Below are 19384 nucleotides of genomic sequence, written 5' to 3' on the forward strand. Positions count from 1 at the left end.
ACCACCCGCAACGCCGTCACCCCCGTTCCCGGCGCGCCGAGCGCTGCGCTGCCCGTTTCCGGATCTTCCAGACCCGCCGGTTCCCACCTGGAGTCGCTATGTCCGCACGCCGTCACACGCTCAGAGCCGCCGCGCTCGCCACCGCGGTGGTCGCCCTCGCCGCAGGCTGTTCCTCCGCCAACTCCGACCGCGACAAGAACGGCGCGGCCGGCGCCTCCGGCGTCCTCACCCTGGGCAAGCCGGACGGCCCGCAGACCGACAACAGCAACCCGTTCCTCAACACCTCGGCGGGCGCGACCCTCGGCTACCGCCACATGATCTACGAGCCGCTGGCGATGACGAGCCAGATCCGGCCCGCCGACAAGGCCGACCCGTGGCTGGCGACCGACTGGAAGTGGGACCGCAACTTCCACCAGGTCACCTTCACCCTCGACGCGCGCGCCAAGTGGGCCGACGGCAAACCGGTCACCGCCGAGGACGTGGCGTTCACCTTCGAACTGCTCAAGAAGCACCCCGCCCTCAACGGCAACGGCATCGCGTACGGCGACATCGAGGTCCGGGGCAAGCAGGTCGTCCTGAGCTTCGACGAATCGCAGTACGTCAACCAGAACAAGATCATCCAGCAGTTCATCGTGCCCAAGCACATCTGGCAGAAGGTCGAGAACCCCGAGACCTGGCCCAACCGCACCCCCGTCGGCTCCGGCCCGTACAAGCTGAAGACCTTCACCCCGCAGACCACCACCCTGACCGCGACGCCCGACTACTGGAAGGGCTCGACCAAGGTCAAGGAGCTGCGCTACACCACGTACAACGACAACAGCGCCGCCACCACCGCGCTGGCGAGCGGCAAGCTGGAGTGGTCCTTCGTCTTCATGCCGGACTACAAGAAGCTGTTCATCGCCAAGGACCCCGAGAACCACAAGCTGTGGTTCCCCTCCGGCCTCGGCATCCACGGCCTGTGGTTCAACACCACCCGCAAGCCGTTCGACAACCCGGCGCTGCGCCGGGCCATGGCGATGGTCGTGGACCGCAACGCCATCTACGTCCAGGCCGAGGCCACCCTCTACCCCGAGATCACCAACCCCACCGGCATCCCGCTGCCCGCGGGCGAGTCGTTCATCGCCCCCGAGTACAAGAACGCCACCACCGAGCCGGACGTCGAGGGCGCCAAGAAGGTCCTGGAGAAGGCCGGGTTCACGCTCAGCGGCGGCGTCCTCAAGGACCCGGGCGGCAAGCCGGTGAAGCTCACCTTCACCGACCCGGCCGGCTGGAACGACTACATCACCGGCCTGGCGATCATCAAGGACAACATCAAGAAGATCGGCATCGAGGCCGAGGTCAAGACCCAGACCGCCGAGGCGTGGGGCACCGACGTCGCCAACGGCAACTTCGACGCCACCCTGCACTGGACCAACAGCGGCGCCACCCCGTACGACATGTACCAGAACATCATGGACGGGGCCCTGCTCCAGCCCATCGGCAAGGCGTCCCAGTCCGGCAACTACGGCCGCTTCAAGAGCACCGAGGCCACCGAAGCGCTCAAGGACTTCGCCCGGGCCACCACGGACACCGCCCGCACCACGGCGATGAACACCCTGCAGAAGATCATGGTCGAGCAGGCGCCGATGATCCCGACCGCCGCCGCGCCCATCGGGGCGGAGTACTCCACGAAGAACTGGGTGGGCTGGCCCACCGAGGACGACCCGTACGCGGACCCCCAGCACACCCAGCCCTCCTCGCTGGAAGTCGTCCTCAACCTCAAGCCCGCCAAGTAGGACCAGGGATTCCGGGAACCGGCCATGTCCGAGCAGCCAGAGAACAACCACATCGTGCTCGAAGCACGCGGAGTCACCAAGCACTTCGCCGTACGGCGCACCGGCCGCGACCTTCTCGCGGGCAGGCGCCGCAGCGTCCACGCCGTCGACGACGTCTCGCTGGAACTGCGGCGCGGCACCGTCACGGCCCTGGTGGGGGAGTCGGGCTCCGGGAAGTCCACCGTCGCCCGGCTGCTCGCGCAGCTGTATCCGCTCACCTCGGGCGAGATCCGGCTCGGCGGGAAGCCGGTGAAGGCCGGAGGTGGCCGGTCCTTCCGCAGGTACGTACGCCGGGTCCAGCTCATCTTCCAGGACCCGTTCGCCTCGCTGAACCCCGTGCACACCGTGCGCTACCACCTGACCCGGTCACTGAAGATCCACGGCCGGGCCGGCAGCGGCGAGGCGGAGCTGGAGGAGAACCTGACCGCTCTGCTGAACCGCGTCCAGCTGACCCCTCCTCATCAGTACCTGGACAAGTTCCCGCACGAGCTGTCGGGCGGTCAGCGCCAGCGCGTGGCCATCGCCCGCGCGCTCGGCGCCGACCCCCGGGTCCTGCTCGCCGACGAGCCCGTCTCCATGCTGGACGTGTCCATCCGGCTCGGGGTGCTCAACCTGCTGGGGGACCTCAAGGACCGGCTCCGCCTCGCCATCCTCTACATCACCCACGACATCGCCTCCGCCCGCTACTTCGCGGACACCACGCTGGTGATGTACGCCGGCCGGGTCGTCGAGGGCGGCGACAGCGAGACCGTCACCCAGCGCCCCGCCCACCCCTACACCCAGCTCCTCATCGCCTCCGCGCCCCACCCCGACCGGGCGGACACCGGCGAGGAACCGGAGGACGGGGCCGGCGGCGAGCCCCCCTCGCTCATCGACCCGCCGGCCGGCTGCCGCTTCCACCCCCGCTGCCCCCGGGCGATGGAGCGCTGCCGCACCGAACTCCCGCCGCGCTTCGACCTCGCCGACGGCCAGTGGGCCGCCTGCTGGCTGTACGAGAACGGCACCGGCGCCGCCGCCCACGAGAAGGAGGCCGCGAAGTGAAGTACCTCCTCCAGCGGCTCGCCTTCTACCTGGTCACCGCCTGGGCCGCGATCACCATCAACTTCCTCATCCCGCGCCTGATGCCCGGCGACCCCGTCCAGGCACTCCTCGCCCGCTACCAGGGCCAGCTCGACACCAGCGCCGTCGCCTCCCTGGAGGCCCTCTTCGGCCTCGACAAGAAGCAGTCGCTCTGGGAGCAGTACACCGACTACTGGTCCCACCTGCTCCACGGCGACCTCGGCATGTCGTTCACCTTCTTCCCGACCCCGGTCGGCGAGGTCATCGGCCAGGCCCTGCCCTGGACCGTCGCGCTCGTCGGCATCACCACACTCATCAGCTTCGTGCTCGGCACCGGCATCGGCGTCCTCGCCGGCTGGCGGCGCGGCTCCTGGATGGACGGCCTGCTGCCCGTCACCACGTTCATCTCGTCCATCCCGTACTTCTGGCTCGGGCTCATCGCGATCTCGCTGTTCGCGGTCAAGTGGCCGCTCTTCCCCTTCGAGGGCGGGTACGACGACTCCCTGATCCCGGCCTTCGACTGGCCGTTCGTCTCCAGCGCGCTCTACCACGGGGTGCTGCCGGGCGTCACGATCGTCCTCAGCGCCGTGGCCGGCTGGATTCTCGGCATGCGCAACATGATGGTGACGGTCTCCAGCGAGGACTACGTCATGGTCGCCCAGGCCAAGGGCCTCTCCGAGCGCCGGGTGATGTTCGGCTACGCGGCACGCAACGCGATCCTGCCCAACATCTCCGGCTTCGCCCTCTCGCTCGGCCTCATCGTCGGCGGCACGCTGCTGGTCGAGATGGTGTTCAGCTACCCCGGCATCGGCTTCCAGCTGCTCAAGGCCGTCGGCGCCAAGGACTACCCCCTCATGCAGGGCGTCTTCCTCATCATCACGCTCTCCGTGCTGGTGGCGAACCTCCTCGCCGACATCCTCTACATGCTCCTCGACCCCCGCACCCGAAGGGAGGCGTAGCGGATGGCCGTCAACGCCACCGAGGCCGCCGTGCTCGACGCCGCCGCGGCCCCGGCCGCGAGCCGGCGCAGGTTCCGCTTCCTGCGCGGGCGCAAGACCGTCGTCGGGCTGTGCATCCTGCTGTTCTTCGTGCTGATCGCGATCATCGGCCCGTGGATCGCCCCGTACGACCCCGACGCGATGAGCCGGGAGCTGCTTCAGCCGCCCTCCGCCTCGCACTGGCTGGGCACCACGCACATCGGCCAGGACGTGCTCTCGCAGATCCTCGTCGGCGCTCGGGGCGTCCTCCTCGTCGGGTTCGTCGCCGGCATCCTCGCCACGATCCTGTCCGTGCTCGTCGGCGTCACCGCGGGGTTCCTCGGCGGCGCGGCCGACGAGGCGCTGTCGCTGCTGTCCAACGTCTTCCTGGTCATCCCCGGACTGCCGCTGATCATCATCATCGCCAGTTTCGTCAGCGACACCGGCGACCTGCTGATCGCCGCCGTCATCGCCCTCACCTCCTGGGCCTGGGGCGCCCGCGTGCTGCGCGCCCAGACGCTGTCGCTGCGCCGCCGCGACTACGTGGAGGCAGCCCGCGCCACCGGCGAACCCACCTGGCGGATCATCCTCTTCGAGGTGATGCCCAACCTCACCGCCGTCATCGCCTCCGGCTTCGTCGGCACGGTCATCTTCGCGATCCTCTCCGAGATCACCCTCGCCTTCATCGGCGTCGCCGACATCTCCAACTGGAACTGGGGGACCGTCCTGTTCTGGGCGCAGTCCAACCAGGCCTTCGCCCTGGGCGCCTGGTGGTGGTACGTCCCGGCCGGGCTCTGCATCGCCCTGCTCGGCATGTCCCTCGCGCTCATCAACTTCGGCATCGACGAGTTCGTCAACCCGCGCCTGCGCACCGAGACCGGAGGCTCCCGCACGGTCAGGATGCGCGTCGGCTTCACCCCGGTCGCCCGCACCGGTACCGGCACGGATACCGATACCGGTACGCGCCCCGCACCGCACAAGGAGACCCGCCCATGAGCGAGCCCGTCCTCACCATCAGCGGCCTCGACGTGGACTACGGGACCGGCGCCGACGCCGTGCACGCCCTGCGCGGCATCGACCTCACCCTGCACCGCAGCGAGGTACTGGGCCTGGCCGGTGAATCCGGCTCCGGCAAGTCCACCCTGGCCTACGCGGTCACCCGGCTCCTCTCCCCGCCCGGCGTCATCACCGGTGGCGACGTCCACTACCACCGGCGAGACGGCGACCGCCTCGACCTGCTCGCCATGACCGCGGCCGAACTGCGCGCCTTCCGCTGGCAGGAGCTGTCCATCGTCTTCCAGGGCGCGATGAACTCGCTGAACCCCGTGCACACGGTCCACAGCCAGCTCACCGACGTCCTCCGCGCCCACCGCCCCGAGATGCGCAAGGCCGACCGCACCGCCCGCGCCCGCGAACTCCTCGGCCTCGTCGGCATCTCCCCGGACCGACTCGGCGCCTACCCGCACCAGCTCTCCGGCGGCATGCGCCAGCGCGTCATGATCGCGATGGCGCTCGCCCTGGAACCCGAGATCGTCATCATGGACGAGCCGACCACCGCGCTCGACGTCGTCATGCAGCGCCAGATCCTGCGCCAGCTCATCCGGCTCCGCGAGGAACTGGGCTTCTCCGTCGTCTTCATCACCCACGACATCTCGCTGCTGATCGAGTTCTCCGACCGGATCGCGATCATGTACGGCGGCAGGATCGTCGAGGAGGCCGGCGCCGCCGACCTCTACCGCGACCCCCGCCACCCGTACAGCGCCGGACTGCTGCACTCCTTCCCGGCGCTGCACGGCCCGCGCCGCGAGCTCAGCGGCATCCCCGGCTCGCCCCCGCACCTGACGGCGATGCCCGCCGGCTGCGCCTTCCACCCGCGCTGCGCCCGGCGGACCGCGGGCTGCGACAGCCATGTCCCGGTGCTCGCCGCGCCGGACGAGGACAACTCCCGCACGGTGGCCTGCTGGCTCCACCACGAGGTCCCGGCCGGCGCCCGCGCGTAGCGCCCACGCACACCCGGTCCGACGAGCAACGCACACGACAGGAGAACCATGAACCCCGTCACCCGCCGGGCGTACGCCCGCGAGATCGCCGCCCGGCCCGTGCCCGGACTGCCCGCCGGCTTCCGCTGGGGCGTCGCCACCGCCGCGTACCAGATCGAGGGCGCGGCGGCCGAGGACGGCAGAACGCCGTCCATCTGGGACACCTACTGCCGGGTGCCGGGCATGGTCGTGCGCGGTGAGAACGGGGACGTGGCGTGCGACCACTACCACCGTATGCCCGAGGACGTACGGCTGATCGCGGACCTCGGCGTCGACACGTACCGCTTCTCGCTGGCCTGGCCGCGCGTCCAGCCGGGCGGCCGGGGCCCGGCCAACGCCAAGGGCCTGGACTTCTACAAGCGGCTGCTCGACGAACTGGAGGCGGCGGGCGTCACCCCCTGGGTCACCCTCTACCACTGGGACCTGCCGCAGGAGCTGGAGGACGCCGGCGGCTGGCCGGTCCGCGACACCGCGTACCGCTTCGCCGACTACGCCGCCCTCGCCCACGACGCCCTCGGCGACCGGATCGCCCACTGGACGACGCTCAACGAGCCCTGGTGCTCGGCGATGCTCGGCTACGCCTACGGCAACCAGGCCCCCGGCCGGCAGGACTTCGGCGAGGCGATCCACGCCGTCCACCACCTGCTCCTGGGCCACGGCCTCGCCGCGCGCCGGCTGCGCGAGCGGGCCGCCGCACGGGGCGACGCGCTGGAGCTGGGCCTCACCCTCAACCTGGGTACCGCGACCCCGGAGACGGACAGCCATGAGGACGCCGAGGCGTGCCGCCGCGCGGACGGGCTCGGCGCCCGGCTCTACCTGGACCCGGTCGTCAAGGGCGCCTACCCCGAGGACGTCGTCGCCGACCTCGCCGCCCAGGGCATCGAACTGCCCGTCCAGGACGGCGACCTGGCCGCGATCTCGACGCCGCTGGACGTGCTGGGGGTCAACTTCTACCGGGGCGCGCTGTTCTCCGGCGTCACCGAGGACGGCGCCGCCACCGACGCGGACGGGCTGCCCGTCACCCGCCAGGTGGAGCGCGACCTGCCGCGCACCGACATGGACTGGGAGATCACCCCCACCGAACTCACCGACCTGCTCGTCCGCCTGGAGCACGACTACGGACTGCCCACCGTCGTCACGGAGAACGGCGCCGCCTTCGACGACACCGTCGCCGAGGACGGCGCGGTCCACGACGCCGACCGCACCACGTACCTCGCCGACCACATCGACGCCGTCGCCGCCGCCCGCGCGCGGGGCGCCGACGTCCGGGGCTACTTCGCCTGGTCGCTGCTCGACAACTTCGAGTGGTCCTACGGCTACGACAAGCGGTTCGGCATCGTCCGCGTCGACTACGAGACGCAGGAGCGCACGCTCAAGGACAGCGCCAAGTGGTACCGCGACACCATCCGCCTCACCCGCGAGGCCTCACCCGCGAAGCCCCGGCCACGAACCTGAGCCGCGAAGCCTGAGCCGTACGCGTGTGCGCCGGGGTGGCGGTGCCGTTAGCGTGGACGTATGCGGAACCGGCCGTTCCACACCCGTGCGGCCCCGGCGTTCCTGGCGGGGCTGCTGATGGCCCTGTCCGCCCTCGCGCTCTTCCTGGCCCCGGCCGCCACCCCTGCCGCGCCCGGCGCCTCCACCGTCGAGGACGTGGCCCGCGCCCTGCGCCAGGGGCCCGTCTACGTGGACCCGGCCGCATCCGACCAGCTCTCACCGGGCCAGGCGGCCGCGCTCGGCAGGAAGATCGAGAACGCGGACAAGCCGGTCTTCGTGGCCGTGCTGCCGGACACCGCCGCCTTCCCGAAGGACAGTGTCCTGCGCACCCTGCGCACCGAGACCGGGATCACCGGTGTCTACGCCATCCGCCTCGGCGACGCCTTCAGCGCGGGTGCCGACCCGCAGGTCATGTCCCGGAACGCGGTCATCAACCTCACCGCCGCCGTGCAGACGCCCGGCGCGGACACCGACGCGGCGACCCAGCTCAACGCCTTCGTGGACCGGGCCGTCGAACAGGCTCGGGGCAGCGCCCCCGCCTCCTGGAGCGGCGGTGACCACTCCGAGCCCGGCGGCGTCCCGGCCGCGGTGGGTCTCGCCGTGACCGGGGCCGTCGTCGTCCTCGGCGGGGCCGCCGCGTACACCGTCGTCCGCCGCAGGCGCGGGCGCAGGCGGGCGGAGGAGCGGGCCGCGCTGGAGAAGCTGCGGGTCGTCGTGGACGAGGACATCACCGCGTACGGGGAGACCCTGGAGCGGCTCGACTTCCATCCGGCGGAGCCCGGCGCAGACGACACGATGCGCGCCGACTACGAACGCGCCCTCGACTCCTACGAGAGCGCCAAGACCCGGATGGCGCGGGCCGAACACCCCTCGGACGTGCGTGGGGTGACCGCCGCCCTGGAGGAGGGGCGCTACTCGCTCGCGGTGCTCGACGCCCGCCGCACCGGCCGCGAGCCCCCGGCCCGGCGCCCGCCCTGCTTCTTCGACCCGCGCCACGGGCCCTCGGTCGCGGACGTCCGCTGGAGCCCGGCGGGCGGCAGCGCCCGCGAGGTCCCGGTGTGCGCGGCGGACGAGGTGCGGCTGCGCGAGGGCGAGGCGCCGATGAGCCGGACCGTGGACGCGGGCGACGGCACCCGCCGCCCGTACTGGGAGGCGGGCCCGGCCTACGGCCCCTGGGCGGGCGGCTACTTCGCGGGCGGCCTGCTGCCCATGCTCCTGGTCGGCACGATGCTCGGCTCGGTGCTGGCCACCCCGGCGTACGCGGCGGAGTACGGCGGCGGCGACTTCTCCGGCGCCGACTACGACCCGTCGGGCTTCGACGGCGGCTTCGGGGACGGAGGCGGTTTCGGGGACGGCGGGGGCTTCGGGGATGGCGGGGGCTTCGGCGGCGGCGGTGACTTCGGGGGCGGCTTCTAGCCCCGGCGGGGGCGTACCCCCCTCAGCCCCGGCCCCGCAGCCGCGTCCCCTCCAGGACCACGCCCACCACGTCCGACACCGGCAGCGCGCCCCACAGCCGGGAGTCCGTGCTGAACGGCGGATTGTCGCCCAGCACCATCAGTCGGCCGGGCGGCACCACCGCGTCCGGCGCCGCGCCCGTCGCCTCGCGGACCTCCGGCGGGACCGGATCGCCGCCCAGCGCCACCACCCGCTTCACCAGCAGCGGGCGGCCCGCGGGGCCCGGCGGCGGACGCAGCACCACGATCCGCCCCGCACGCGGCCGGACCAGCCCGCGCCGGACGAACAGCACCCGCTGCCCGTGGCGCAGGGCCGGCGTCATGCTCGGCCCGGACACCAGCAGCACCGACACGGTCAGCCGCAGCAGGACCAGCAGGGCGACGAGTCCCGCCCCCGCACCCAGCACCGCCACCATCACGTCCTCCTCAGCCCCGGCCCGCCGGTACGTCCATCTGGTAGCCGTCCGCCTGGAGTGTGAACAGGTCCGCGTACGCGCCGCCCAGCAGCATCAGCTCGTCGTGGGTGCCCTGTTCGGCGATCCGGCCGGATGTGAGCACGACGATCCGGTCCGCCCCGCGCACCGAGCTGAGCCGGTGCGAGATCATCACGCTCGTCGCGTTCCGGCGCAGCTCCCGCAGGGAGTCGTGGAGCTGCTTCTCGGCCGCCGCGTCCAGACCGGCGCTCGGCTCGTCCAGGATCATCAGGTCGGCGTCCCCGCGCATGAACGCACGGGCGACCGCGACCCGCTGCCACTCGCCGCCGGACAGCGACTGGCCGGCGAGGCCCTGCTCCGTCTCGGGGACGAAGATACGGCTCAGCAGCGTGCGGTAGCCGGCGCCCAGGCGGCCGATCCGGGCATGGATGCCGGCGGCCTTCGCGGCGCCGGTGATCCGCTCCTCGTCGGCCATCCGGTCCACCTGGCCCAGACCGATGTTCTCGGACGCCGTCAGGTCGTAGCGGCAGTAGTCCTGGAAGACCACGCCGACCCGCCGGCGCAGTGTCTCCGGGGCGATCTCCCGGATGTCCTGCCCGTCCCACAGGATCGTGCCCCGCGTCGGGTCGTACAGCCGGCACAGCAGCTTCACCAGGGTGCTCTTGCCGGCCCCGTTCAGCCCGACGAGCGCGGTCGCGGCGCCGGCCGGGATGGTCAGGTCCACGCCCTGGAGCACCCAGGGCGAGGCGTCGTTGTACCGGAACCAGACGTCGCGCAGCTCGATGCCGCGGGACAGCGGCGGCAGCGCGCGCTCCGCGGCCGGGCGCGGCAGGTCCGGCTCGACACGCTTGAGCCGCAGGAAGAACCCGAAGGTGATCGACGCCTGGTAGGCGGCGCTGCCGGTGGTGGCCAGCTGCGCCACGCCGGACTGCATCCCGGCCGTGGCGGCCAGGAACATCGACACGTCACCGATGGTCAGCGTGCCCGACCGGACCGCGCGCACCGCCCACAGCAGCCCCGCCCCGTACACCGCGACGCCGAGCAGCAGCGGCGGCAGCCGGCGCATCAGGTTGAGCAGGTCCGTGCGGCTCTCGGCGGCGGACGCGGTCCGCAGCTCCTGGCCGGCCCGGTCGCGGAAGAAGTCCTGGAGGCCGAAGAGGCGGATCTCCTTCACCGCGTCGGTGTCCGAGAGGAGGCTGCCGTAGAACATCTGGCGCCGGTTGCGCGGCATGTTGTCCTGGAGGACCCGCGCCCGTCGCTTCCCGGCCTGGAGCTGGGTGTGGAACAGGGGGAGGGCCATCACGACCGTGACCACGCCGAGCACCGGGTTCAGCACGAACACCGTGGCGAGGAACCCGGCCAGGGTCACCAGGGCCTGGAGGCTGTTGACGGCGGACCCGATCAGCAGGTCCGGCGCGGTCCCGCCGGCCTGCTGGGCGAGGCGCAGCTCGTCCTGGAAGGCCGGGTCCTCGAAGTGGCGCAGGCCGGGCAGCCGGTTGACGCCGTCGAACAGCTCGTCCTGGACGCGGATGCGGATGGCCCGGCTGTTCTGGCCGCGCAGATACTCGCCGAACGCGGGCACGACGGCGAGTCCGAGGCTCGCGGCGATCAGGTAGAGCGTGATCCGGGTCAGCTCGTCCGCGGACGCCTGCTGGGCGATCCCGTCGAACAGCTCCCGCACCATCAGGGCCACCACCATCGGCAGCAGCCCGGCGACGACGCTGGTCGCCGCGAAACCGGCGATGGTCCGCGGGTCGGCCCGCCAGGCGAGGGCGACGGCGGCACCCGCCGACCGCAGCGCCTGGAGGCCCTCGCCACGCGGACCGGCCCCCTTCCCGCCCACCGGGGGATCGCCCATCGGGGGGACGCTCACCGGGACGACGGGGTCGTCGGCACCGCGAGGGAGTACACCGACTCGCGGCCGGTGATGCGGCCGTCCGCGTCCACGTTCAGATAGCTGGGCCAGCGGACGATGCCGAACGCCTCCTGCGACGCCCCGGATTCACCGGCCGGCTCGGTCACCACGCGGGCGACCGGCGCGAGCAGCTCGACCAGCTCCTTCTCGACCGGACCGCCGCCCTTGACGAAGGCGAGCACCTGCTCCCGGCCACCCGGAATACCCTGCACCGCTTTTACGAAATCGGGTGCCTGGTCGCGGCAGGGACGGCAGCTCGTGGAGAAGAAGCCGACGACGGCCTCGCCCCGGATATCGGCCCGGCCGATCGTCCCGTGTTCCACGGTTTCCGCCGTGAATTCGGGCAGCGGGGCACCGTCGGGGAGCCGGTTCGCCGGAGGTTCGATGTCGCTCGTCGTGGATTGCGAGGAGCGGCGTGCGACGGCCAGAGTGAGCAGAAGATTGAAGAGGGAAAGACAGCCGATGATGACGACAGCGGCGACAAGCATGATGAGGGGACCTCGATTCGGCGCGCACTGGACGAGAAGTGTTCGGTAATAAATGGATGGTGATTAATGAGTGGGGTGTGTATTCGCCGCGCGAGGTCCGGAGAACACCTCGGAGAGCACATCGGTCGCGATGATGAGCGCGCTGGTGCAGATGGCCACGAACAATCCGAGGAGCGCCTCGGGAAACGCGGGGAAGAGCGCCGTCCCGGAATCGTGCAGCAGGGTGGCGGCGAAGCCGGCGCCGACCGCGACGAGGAGGGCCGCGTTCCGCACGAGGTGGGCCGGGCCGACCGGGGCTGCGGAGACCCCGAAGCAGGAGCAGGAGGTGTCGATGCCGCGCGCGATCACCGATGCCAGGGCCGCCGTGAAGGCGACGGTCAGCCCGGTCGCGGCGGCGAAGGCCCAGGTGGCAAGCGGTGGAATCCATACGGCCACGGCGAGCACGGCCTCCAGGAGGGGCATGCCGACCGCGACCGCCCCGACCGTCCGGGCCGGGACCACCCTCATGCGCAGCACGGCGTCCGCGAACTCCCGGGGGGCGCGCGCCTTGCCCAGGGCGGAGGCGCCGAGGACCAGTGAGGCCACCAGGCAGCAGATGAGTCGGAGGTGCTCGGTCAGGGCGTTCATGGGCTCTCCCGGAATCGGCTGCCCGCATTCCCGCCGCCGCCCGTCGACGGCGGGAATGCGGTTTTACGGGGCGATATGGCTCAGCAGCCGCCGTAGATGTAGGTGTACGTGCAGGTGGGCTTCGCGGCGCAGTTCCAGGAGCAGCAGAACTTCGTCACGAGGGTCTCGCCGGAACAGTAGGTGGAGGTTCCGGCGGGGCACTGGCAGTACGCCTCGGCGGTCTCCTCACGGAGCAGGCGGGAGAGCGTGCGGTCCGCCATGTCGAGAATTGCCTGAACCATTGATTCCTCCAGGGAAGTGGAGCGGATGCGTTGGTTGATTCAGCGGTTGAGATCTCGTGACGGGAACCTACCCAATGGCTCAAGCGATTGTCTAGACCAACGATGATCTCCGATTTAAGGAAATGGAACTCCGAATTCCGATGGCTGAATATGGTCGGTAGTATGGCTTGTTTTTATTCTTAAGAAAGCGAAAAAAGGGAAAGGGGTGCGGGACCGAAGTCCCGCACCCCTCACGGTGCGCAGCGGGTGGGGCCGCTCAGCCGCGACCGCCGTGGGTGCGTTCGAAGGCCGCGAAGGCCGCCTCCTGGCGCCACTCGGTCGCCGCCTTCGGGCTGCTCGCCAGGTAGTTGGCGCAGCGCGCGCTCGGCGAGCCGTCACCGGGGCGGTCGGCCCGGCAGGCCGCCACCACGCGGTAGCCGGAGGGCGCGGTACCGGTCGCCCACAGGCTGCGGCCGTCGCGGAAGGCGTACTCCAGCGAGGCGCGGGCCAGGTCCTTCAGCTCGGTGTACGACAGGTCGTAGGTCTGGGCCGCGTACTGGTACTCGTGGCTGATGTCGATCCGCGAGACGCCCGGATCGTCGGTGGACAGCACGATCGGCACCCCATAGCGCCGGTACGCGTTGAACGGGTGGTCGTCGCCCGCGATGCCGAGGATCTGTTTGTTGCTGGAGAACGGCACCTCGACCGCGACGTGCCGCCGCGCCATCGTCCGGGCCAGGGCGCGCCAGTCGTCCTCGTGGACCAGGTCCACGCCGTGGCCGATGCGCTCGGCTCCGGCGACCCGTACCGCCTCGTTGATGTGGAAGGTCAGGTCCTCCGGCTTGACCAGGCCGGGTGCCAGCTCACCGGCGTGCAGGGTGAGGTGGGCGCCGGGGTACTGGCCGCGCAGGTACTTCAGCATCCGCATCTGGAGGCTGTAGTTCTCCAGCGAGCTGTCCCAGTCCTCCGGCTGTACGAGGTTGACCGCGACGAACCGGGAGTCGCGCTCGGCCAGCCGCATGCCCACGGCCATCTGCGTGAACACCCGGACCGGCGAACTGCCGCGCGACACCTGGGAGATCCAGCGGACGGGCAGCTTGCAGGCGGGGGCCGGGCGCGCGGTGTCGCAGTGCGCGGCCTCCCGGAACTGGACGTCGGTGTCGTCGGCCTCCTGGACCGCCTCGTCCACCACCTTGTCCAGCTTGCCGCCGGCCAGCAGCTTGCGGTGCAGCGAGGCCAGGTCGGCGTCGTAACCCACCGCGTCGGCCAGCGCCTTGGCGCTCTCCGACGCCGGGCTGACCATGGTCTCCAGATAGAACTGGTTCTGCTTGACCACGGTGTCCGCGACATTGGCCAGCATCTTGCCCCGTGCGTACCAGGTGGCCATGCCGAACTTGCCGAAGGTGTCGAAGAAGTGGTCGTGCCCGGACTCGTCGGCCGGGAAGTCCTGCATCGACCAGGCCCGGATGATCTGCTGCCGGAACGCGCCGTCCGTCTTCGAGTCGGCGGCGGGCCGGCTGCCGGGGCCGCACGGCGCGGCCACGGCCGTCATCGTCGCGTCGATGCACAGCCCCTGCTCGATCGCCAGCTTCAGCAGGTACTCGGTGGTCACCGCGCCGGACAGGTGGTTGTGCAGATCACCGCCCTTCGGCAGGGCCTTGAAGAAGGCCCGCAGCTGGGCCGGCCGGTTGCGCAGCGAGTCCAGGTGGGCGGCGGTACGGCGCTCGGCCGGTGTCACCGCGCGGGGCGCGGCCGCCCGCACGGCACCGTCCCGCGCGGAATCCGAAGCGGAAGCGGGGGCGGCGGTCGCCGGGATCGCGGGAAGCAGGGTCAGCAGCGCGAGCGCACCGCCGAACCCTGTCAGGAGTGGGGACTTGGGACGGCGGGCCGTCCGGTTGGTAGAGATCACCGAGGCATGATCGCGCCCGTCCGGGCCGTTTTTCCCCCGAATCATGCTCAGATCAGGGGACGTTCACCCGATCGAGTGAGGGTGCGGGCATGAGTGGACACCGGGCCTGTCACATCGTCGTCGGCCGTTCCGTCAGAGGGGTGCAGGTACTTCGCTCCGACCCACAGGGGACCCCTCATGGAAGCTCGACTGAACCTCTTCGCCAACCCGGTCGCGTCCAAGGCCGTGAAGCATCTCGCGGCCGCCGGCAAGGCGCTCGCCGAGACCGCGCTGCCGCCCCGCACCCTGGAACTCGTCGTGCTGCGCGCCAGCCAGATCAACGGCTGCGCGGGCTGCGTGGACATGCACACCAAGGACCTCGCCGCCGCCGGTGAGACCGCCCTGCGCATCAACCTGGTCGCCGCCTGGCGCGAGGCCACCGTCTTCACCGAGGCCGAACGGGCCGCGCTGGAACTGGGCGAGGAGGCCACCCGGATCGCCGACGCGGCCGGCGGCGTACCGGACGAGGTCTGGGCCAACGCGGCCAAGCACTACGACGAGGACCAGCTGGCGGCGCTGGTGGGCACGATCGCCCTCATCAACGCCTTCAACCGCCTGAACGTGGCCACCCGGCAGCCGGCGGGGGACTACGTGCCCGGCCAGTACGCCTGAGCGCGGGAGCGCCGCCGCCCGGAAACTTTCCGCCGGGCGGCGGTCGTTCGCGCAGCTCACACGGACGTGAAGTGGTCTGGACCACTAGCGGGGAGCGGAAACTGTTTACCGGGGGAGCTTTCTGTGGCTCACTGTGACGTGTTCGCGACAAGTAGACGCGCGTAGACCACGGCGTGAAGCGTGCTGCCCGAGCGGCCGGACGACGGCCGCTCCCCCCACCAGCAGGAGGCTCCCCATGACCACTCGCAACAGATTCACCGCAGCCGGCGTCATCGGCACCAGCGCCGCGCTGCTGCTCGGCCTGATGTCCGGCAGCGCCGCGTCGGCGCCGGTACCGGACAACCCCGTGCCCTACGGCAAGGGGTACATGGGCGTCGGCTACCTCCAGGACAGCAAGGACTTCAAGCCGGACACCCGGCATCTCGACACCACGCCGGACGCCAACCTGAAGGCGAACCCCGTGGGCATCGACGTCTCCAGCTGGCAGGGCGGCATCAACTGGAGCTCCGTGCGCGGCGCGGGCATCGAGTTCGCCTGGATGAAGGCGACCGAGGGGCTGACGTACAAGGACCCCACGTTCAGCGCCAACTACTACAACGCCTACCACGCGGGCGTCATCCGGGGCGCGTACCACTACGCCCGGCCGGACGTCTCCGGCGGCGCGGCCCAGGCGGACTTCTTCGCGAGCAACGGCGGCGCCTGGTCCCGCGACAACCTCACGCTCCCCGGCGTCCTGGACATCGAGGGCACCTGCTACGGCTACTCCCAGACCGCCATGCGGCAGTGGGTCCTCGACTTCTACAACCGGTACAAGGCCCGCACCGGCCGCGACGTGGTGATCTACACCAGCCCGAGCTGGTGGAACACCTGCACCGGGGGCTGGAACGGCATGTACTCCCGCAGCCCGCTCTGGGTCGCCCACTGGACCTCGGCGGGCAGCCCCAGCATGCCGGGCGGCTTCCCCTTCTGGACGGTCTGGCAGTACACCTCCACCGGATCGGTGAGCGGCGTCTCCGGCAACGTCGACCGGGACCGCTTCAGCGGCGACCGCTCGCGCCTGCTGGCCCTGGCCAACAACACCCCGTGACGTGACGGCCGCAGACCCCTGCCACCCTGGACACCACCTCTGACGACGGGGGAGGAGGCCGGAGCGGACCTCCCCGGCCGCTCCGGCCTCCGCGTGTCCCCACCGTTCCACGCCACGACCGTTCACGAAGGAGCACGACATGACCCCGTCCCTCAGCAGGCGCGGCGCCCTGCTCGCCGGAGCCGCGGCCCTGGCCGGCGGCCTCGCCCCCGCCGCCGGAGCACAGGCGGCCCGCGGACCGGCGGAAGGCTCACCGGCGAAAGACACGCCGACGGCCGGCCGCCCGTCCGGAGGCACCCGCCCCCACTTCGCCGCCCTGTCCCCGCTGCAACGCGCCGGACGCTGCGTGATCCACTCCTATCCGGGGCTCACGCCGCCCGACTCCCTGATGGACGCGATCGCGCAGGGGCACACCGCCGGGGTGATCTTCTTCGGCGAGAACATCCGGGACCTGACCCAGATCGAGAGCGTCGTGAACGCGATGAAGGCGGCCCACGCCTCGTCCCCGGTGCAGGCCCCGCTCCTCCTGATGACCGACCAGGAGGGCGGCATGATCCGCCGGCTGCCCGGCGAGCCGGTCAAGTCCGCCAAGGACGTCGGCGCCTCGGCCGATCCGCACTACTGGGCCGACTTCACCGGCGAGGGCGCGGGCATGAACCTCGCGGGCGTCGGCATGAACGTCAACCTCGCCCCGGTCCTCGACGTCTACCGCAAGAACGGCGACTTCACCGACCAGTACGAGCGCTCGTACAGCAAGTCGGCCGCCGCCGTGGCCAGTTGCTCGTCCACCTTCATCACCGCCCAGCAGCGCGAGGGCGTCGCCGCCACCGCCAAGCACTTCCCCGGCCTCGGCCCGGCGACCGCGAGCCAGAACACCGATCTGCGCACCGTCACGATCGGCACCTCCGCCGCCACCCTGCGCGGCGTCGACATGGCCCCGTACCGGGACGCGATAGCCGCGGGCGTCAAGCTCGTCATGCTCTCCTGGGCCGTCTACACCGCGCTCGACTCCGCCCGCCCCGCCGGGCTCTCGCCGACCGTCGTCGGCGAACTGCGCGACCGGCTCGGCTTCACGGGCGTCACGGTCACCGACGCCCTGGAGGCCGGTGCCCTCGCCCCCTACGGCGGCACGTCCGCCCGCGCCGTGCGGGCCGCCGCCGCGGGCATGGACCTCATCCTGTGCTCGGCGCGCAGCGTCGCCCAGGGGGACGAGGCGGTGACCGCCCTCAGCGAGGCACTGGGCGGCGCGATCGACCCGGCGTCCTTCGAGGCCGCGGCGGCCCGCGTGAACGCCCTGCGCGCCGGACTGTAACGGCACGGGCCCGGCGGGCGGCCGATAGATTGCGGGGGTGACCGACGCGCCCGTGTCCCCGCCCGTGCCCGGCAGCACCGCCGACGTCGTCCGTGTCTGGGACGCCCGCGCGGAGCACTATCTCCGGCTGTTCCGCGACGAGTTGGACGGCAAGCCGTACGACCTGGAGGTGCTGCGCGCGTTCGCGGAGCGGGTCGGGGCCGGTGGCCGGGTGTACGACGCGGGCTGCGGGCCCTGCGGCCATGTGACGGCTCTGCTCGCCTCGTACGGCCTCGACGTGCTCGGTATCGACCTGTCGCCCCGCTGCGTCGAACTCGCCCGGCGCGAGCGGCCCGGCTGCCGGTTCGCCGTCATGGACCAGGGTGCGCTCACCGGCGGCCCGCTCGACGGGCTGGTTGCGTACTACTCGCTGCATGATCGGCCCAAGCGGGTGCTGCCCGAGGTCCTGGCGGGCTGGGCGTCCGCGATCCGCCCCGGCGGCCAGTTGCTGATCGTGGCGAAGGAGGGCACGTCGGACCAGGTCGTCGACGATCCGCTGGGCAGCGAACTACGCGTCTACTGGGCGGAGTTCACAGCGGACGAGCTGAGCGCGGCGGTCCGGGACGCGGGCTTCCGGCTCGACGGCCGCACGGTCCGCGAGGCGTACGAGGGCGAGATCAGGGCCCGTCGCGTCTACCTCGCGGCCGTGAGGTGCTAGCTGTTCGCCCGGAGGAACGCGGTCCAGGCGGTGGGCGGGACGGTGAGGACGGGGCCGTCCGTCACCTTGGAGTCCCGGATGTGTACGGCGGCGGGGTGCGCGGCGACCTCGACGCACGCGCCGCCCTCGCTGCCGCTGTAGCTGGACTTGTGCCAGTCGTAGGCGACCTCAAGGCAGTCGCCGCCCTGGCTGCCGCTGTAGCTGGACTTGAACCAAGTGAGTCCGGTGCCGTGTGCTGCGCGGGTCATCTCTCTCCAAGCAGGTGTTCCATGAGGCGAATGCTCTCTTCGGGTGAGAGCGCCTGCGATCGGAGCATCCCATACTTCTGCTGGAGCACGCTGACGTCGTTCGGGTCATCGTGGAGGACGCTGACCAGCTGTCCCTCCACGTAGGCGAGGTGGTCGTGGTCCGGGGTCTCAAGGAGAACCATGGGGCCATCGAGAGCAGCGTGCTTGGCCTGCTTCATCGGCATGATCTGAAATCCGATGAAGGGCAGCTCGGCACACTCGCGCAGGCGCCGGATCTGCTCGTGCATAACGGCGGGGTCTCCCAACTCGCTGCGCAGGATGCTCTCCTCCAGGATGAAGTGCAGCATGGGACGCGGCTTGCGGTCCAGGAGACGTTGCCTGCCGAGGCGGGCGGCCACTTGCTCTTCTTGCTCATCCAGCTCCAAGGGCGGGTACTGGCACGAGAAGACGAACCGCGCGTACTCCTCGGTCTGGAGCAGCCCCGGCACCACCTGATTCTGGTACGACATCAGGGTCACCGCCTCCTGCTCGTACTCGACGAAGTCCTGGACGAAGGCCGGAAACCGTTCCTTCTGAGGGACCTTGGCCACCGCGACCTGCAAGGCCCCCTTGGTTTCCAGGATGTCGTCCAGCAGGATGGCCAGGTCCATCTGGAGCGGGCGCCGTCCCTGCTCGACCGACGCGATCGTGTCCTCGCTGACGCGGCTGCGCTCGGCGAGTGCCGACTGCGTTAATCCCGCCGCCCTACGGAATGTCGCCAACTGCGCACCGATGAGGTGCCACGACGTCACGCGTTTCCTGCTGTTCTTCCCGCTCTTCATGCAGTGCCTCTCCCCGTCACGCGCCCTTGATGATCCGTCAGAGGTCGTACATCGGCGTTGTACGACCTGACGCACTGCACGACAGTAGTGACAGCGTG

General features: G+C 71.1%; 19 protein-coding genes. 11 read left to right on the top strand and 8 right to left on the bottom strand.

The window, feature by feature from the left end; all coding sequences use genetic code 11:
- Positions 1-98: 98 nt before the first annotated feature.
- Genes OG710_RS22085 through OG710_RS22115 form a run of 7 tightly spaced genes read left to right on the top strand, consistent with a single transcriptional unit; the run spans position 99 to position 8799 of the window.
- The gene (locus tag OG710_RS22085; protein ID WP_330240860.1) at positions 99-1775 is read left to right on the top strand and encodes an ABC transporter substrate-binding protein; all 1677 of its coding nucleotides are present in this window, start codon (positions 99-101) and stop codon (positions 1773-1775) included.
- 24 nt (positions 1776-1799) lie between these two features.
- Positions 1800-2855 (top strand): ABC transporter ATP-binding protein, encoded by a 1056-nt coding sequence (locus OG710_RS22090; protein ID WP_330240861.1) that lies wholly within the window; start codon positions 1800-1802, stop codon positions 2853-2855.
- Positions 2852-3832, top strand: coding sequence for an ABC transporter permease (locus OG710_RS22095; RefSeq protein ID WP_330240862.1), 981 nt, complete (start codon positions 2852-2854; stop codon positions 3830-3832). Before OG710_RS22090 ends, OG710_RS22095 begins: the two co-directional genes overlap by 4 nt.
- 3 nt (positions 3833-3835) lie before the next feature.
- Positions 3836-4846, top strand: coding sequence for an ABC transporter permease (locus OG710_RS22100; RefSeq protein ID WP_330240863.1), 1011 nt, complete (start codon positions 3836-3838; stop codon positions 4844-4846).
- Positions 4843-5850, top strand: coding sequence for an ABC transporter ATP-binding protein (locus OG710_RS22105; protein WP_330240864.1), 1008 nt, complete (start codon positions 4843-4845; stop codon positions 5848-5850). Before OG710_RS22100 ends, OG710_RS22105 begins: the two co-directional genes overlap by 4 nt.
- A gap of 48 nt (positions 5851-5898) precedes the next feature.
- On the top strand, positions 5899-7344 hold the full coding sequence (locus OG710_RS22110; RefSeq protein WP_330240865.1) for a GH1 family beta-glucosidase: 1446 nt from the start codon (positions 5899-5901) through the stop codon (positions 7342-7344).
- A gap of 60 nt (positions 7345-7404) precedes the next feature.
- A complete protein-coding gene (locus OG710_RS22115; protein ID WP_330240866.1) occupies positions 7405-8799 on the top strand; it encodes a hypothetical protein in 1395 nt (464 codons plus the stop codon).
- A 22-nt stretch (positions 8800-8821) separates the two neighbouring features.
- On the opposite strand, the gene OG710_RS22120 is transcribed toward OG710_RS22115, so the two are convergent.
- From OG710_RS22120 to OG710_RS22145, 6 genes are all read right to left on the bottom strand, one after another.
- On the bottom strand, positions 8822-9253 hold the full coding sequence (locus OG710_RS22120) for a S26 family signal peptidase (RefSeq protein WP_330240867.1): 432 nt from the start codon (positions 9251-9253) through the stop codon (positions 8822-8824).
- 10 nt (positions 9254-9263) lie between these two features.
- A complete protein-coding gene (locus tag OG710_RS22125; protein WP_330240868.1) occupies positions 9264-11129 on the bottom strand; it encodes an ABC transporter ATP-binding protein in 1866 nt (621 codons plus the stop codon).
- Between the two features lie 11 nt (positions 11130-11140).
- Positions 11141-11674, bottom strand: a complete 534-nt coding sequence (locus OG710_RS22130) for a TlpA family protein disulfide reductase (protein ID WP_330240869.1) — start codon at positions 11672-11674, stop codon at positions 11141-11143.
- 63 nt (positions 11675-11737) lie between these two features.
- Positions 11738-12301 (bottom strand): MauE/DoxX family redox-associated membrane protein, encoded by a 564-nt coding sequence (locus tag OG710_RS22135; RefSeq protein WP_330240870.1) that lies wholly within the window; start codon positions 12299-12301, stop codon positions 11738-11740.
- Positions 12302-12381: 80 nt separating this feature from the next.
- On the bottom strand, positions 12382-12582 hold the full coding sequence (locus tag OG710_RS22140) for a hypothetical protein (protein ID WP_330240871.1): 201 nt from the start codon (positions 12580-12582) through the stop codon (positions 12382-12384).
- A 256-nt stretch (positions 12583-12838) separates the two neighbouring features.
- Positions 12839-14470: an adenosine deaminase family protein gene (locus tag OG710_RS22145; RefSeq protein WP_330240872.1), complete on the bottom strand. Its 1632-nt coding sequence runs from the start codon at positions 14468-14470 to the stop codon at positions 12839-12841.
- Between the two features lie 177 nt (positions 14471-14647).
- Here OG710_RS22145 and OG710_RS22150 point away from each other — a divergent pair, with 177 nt between their 5' ends.
- The 4 genes from OG710_RS22150 (at position 14648) to OG710_RS22165 (ending at position 18217) form a co-directional block, all read left to right on the top strand.
- On the top strand, positions 14648-15121 hold the full coding sequence (locus OG710_RS22150) for a carboxymuconolactone decarboxylase family protein (protein ID WP_330240873.1): 474 nt from the start codon (positions 14648-14650) through the stop codon (positions 15119-15121).
- A gap of 235 nt (positions 15122-15356) precedes the next feature.
- On the top strand, positions 15357-16208 hold the full coding sequence (locus tag OG710_RS22155; protein ID WP_330240874.1) for a GH25 family lysozyme: 852 nt from the start codon (positions 15357-15359) through the stop codon (positions 16206-16208).
- A 139-nt stretch (positions 16209-16347) separates the two neighbouring features.
- Complete coding sequence (locus OG710_RS22160) at positions 16348-17520, top strand: glycoside hydrolase family 3 N-terminal domain-containing protein (RefSeq protein WP_330240875.1); 1173 nt, start codon at positions 16348-16350, stop codon at positions 17518-17520.
- Positions 17521-17557: 37 nt separating this feature from the next.
- On the top strand, positions 17558-18217 hold the full coding sequence (locus OG710_RS22165; RefSeq protein ID WP_330240876.1) for a class I SAM-dependent methyltransferase: 660 nt from the start codon (positions 17558-17560) through the stop codon (positions 18215-18217).
- Here the strand turns inward: OG710_RS22165 and OG710_RS22170 are convergent.
- Positions 18214-18465, bottom strand: a complete 252-nt coding sequence (locus tag OG710_RS22170; protein WP_330240877.1) for a DUF397 domain-containing protein — start codon at positions 18463-18465, stop codon at positions 18214-18216. The two genes, OG710_RS22165 and OG710_RS22170, sit on opposite strands and share 4 nt — an antisense overlap.
- Positions 18462-19286 (bottom strand): helix-turn-helix domain-containing protein, encoded by an 825-nt coding sequence (locus OG710_RS22175; RefSeq protein WP_330240878.1) that lies wholly within the window; start codon positions 19284-19286, stop codon positions 18462-18464. The genes OG710_RS22170 and OG710_RS22175 overlap by 4 nt, the downstream gene beginning before the upstream one ends.
- Positions 19287-19384 lie beyond the last annotated feature (98 nt).

The organism is Streptomyces sp. NBC_00525, from assembly GCF_036346595.1.
Taxonomy (GTDB): Bacteria; Actinomycetota; Actinomycetes; order Streptomycetales; family Streptomycetaceae; genus Streptomyces.

Coding starts and splice junctions, on each gene's coding strand:
- OG710_RS22115 (WP_330240866.1), top strand. CDS start 7,405: ATGCGGAACCGGCCGTTCCACACCCGTGCGGCCCCGGCGTTCCTGGCG.
- OG710_RS22130 (WP_330240869.1), bottom strand. CDS start 11,674: ATGCTTGTCGCCGCTGTCGTCATCATCGGCTGTCTTTCCCTCTTCAAT.
- OG710_RS22100 (WP_330240863.1), top strand. CDS start 3,836: ATGGCCGTCAACGCCACCGAGGCCGCCGTGCTCGACGCCGCCGCGGCC.
- OG710_RS22085 (WP_330240860.1), top strand. CDS start 99: ATGTCCGCACGCCGTCACACGCTCAGAGCCGCCGCGCTCGCCACCGCG.
- OG710_RS22170 (WP_330240877.1), bottom strand. CDS start 18,465: ATGACCCGCGCAGCACACGGCACCGGACTCACTTGGTTCAAGTCCAGC.
- OG710_RS22120 (WP_330240867.1), bottom strand. CDS start 9,253: ATGGTGGCGGTGCTGGGTGCGGGGGCGGGACTCGTCGCCCTGCTGGTC.
- OG710_RS22140 (WP_330240871.1), bottom strand. CDS start 12,582: ATGGTTCAGGCAATTCTCGACATGGCGGACCGCACGCTCTCCCGCCTG.
- OG710_RS22155 (WP_330240874.1), top strand. CDS start 15,357: ATGACCACTCGCAACAGATTCACCGCAGCCGGCGTCATCGGCACCAGC.
- OG710_RS22150 (WP_330240873.1), top strand. CDS start 14,648: ATGGAAGCTCGACTGAACCTCTTCGCCAACCCGGTCGCGTCCAAGGCC.
- OG710_RS22160 (WP_330240875.1), top strand. CDS start 16,348: ATGACCCCGTCCCTCAGCAGGCGCGGCGCCCTGCTCGCCGGAGCCGCG.
- OG710_RS22105 (WP_330240864.1), top strand. CDS start 4,843: ATGAGCGAGCCCGTCCTCACCATCAGCGGCCTCGACGTGGACTACGGG.
- OG710_RS22125 (WP_330240868.1), bottom strand. CDS start 11,129: ATGGGCGATCCCCCGGTGGGCGGGAAGGGGGCCGGTCCGCGTGGCGAG.
- OG710_RS22090 (WP_330240861.1), top strand. CDS start 1,800: ATGTCCGAGCAGCCAGAGAACAACCACATCGTGCTCGAAGCACGCGGA.
- OG710_RS22175 (WP_330240878.1), bottom strand. CDS start 19,286: ATGAAGAGCGGGAAGAACAGCAGGAAACGCGTGACGTCGTGGCACCTC.
- OG710_RS22135 (WP_330240870.1), bottom strand. CDS start 12,301: ATGAACGCCCTGACCGAGCACCTCCGACTCATCTGCTGCCTGGTGGCC.
- OG710_RS22110 (WP_330240865.1), top strand. CDS start 5,899: ATGAACCCCGTCACCCGCCGGGCGTACGCCCGCGAGATCGCCGCCCGG.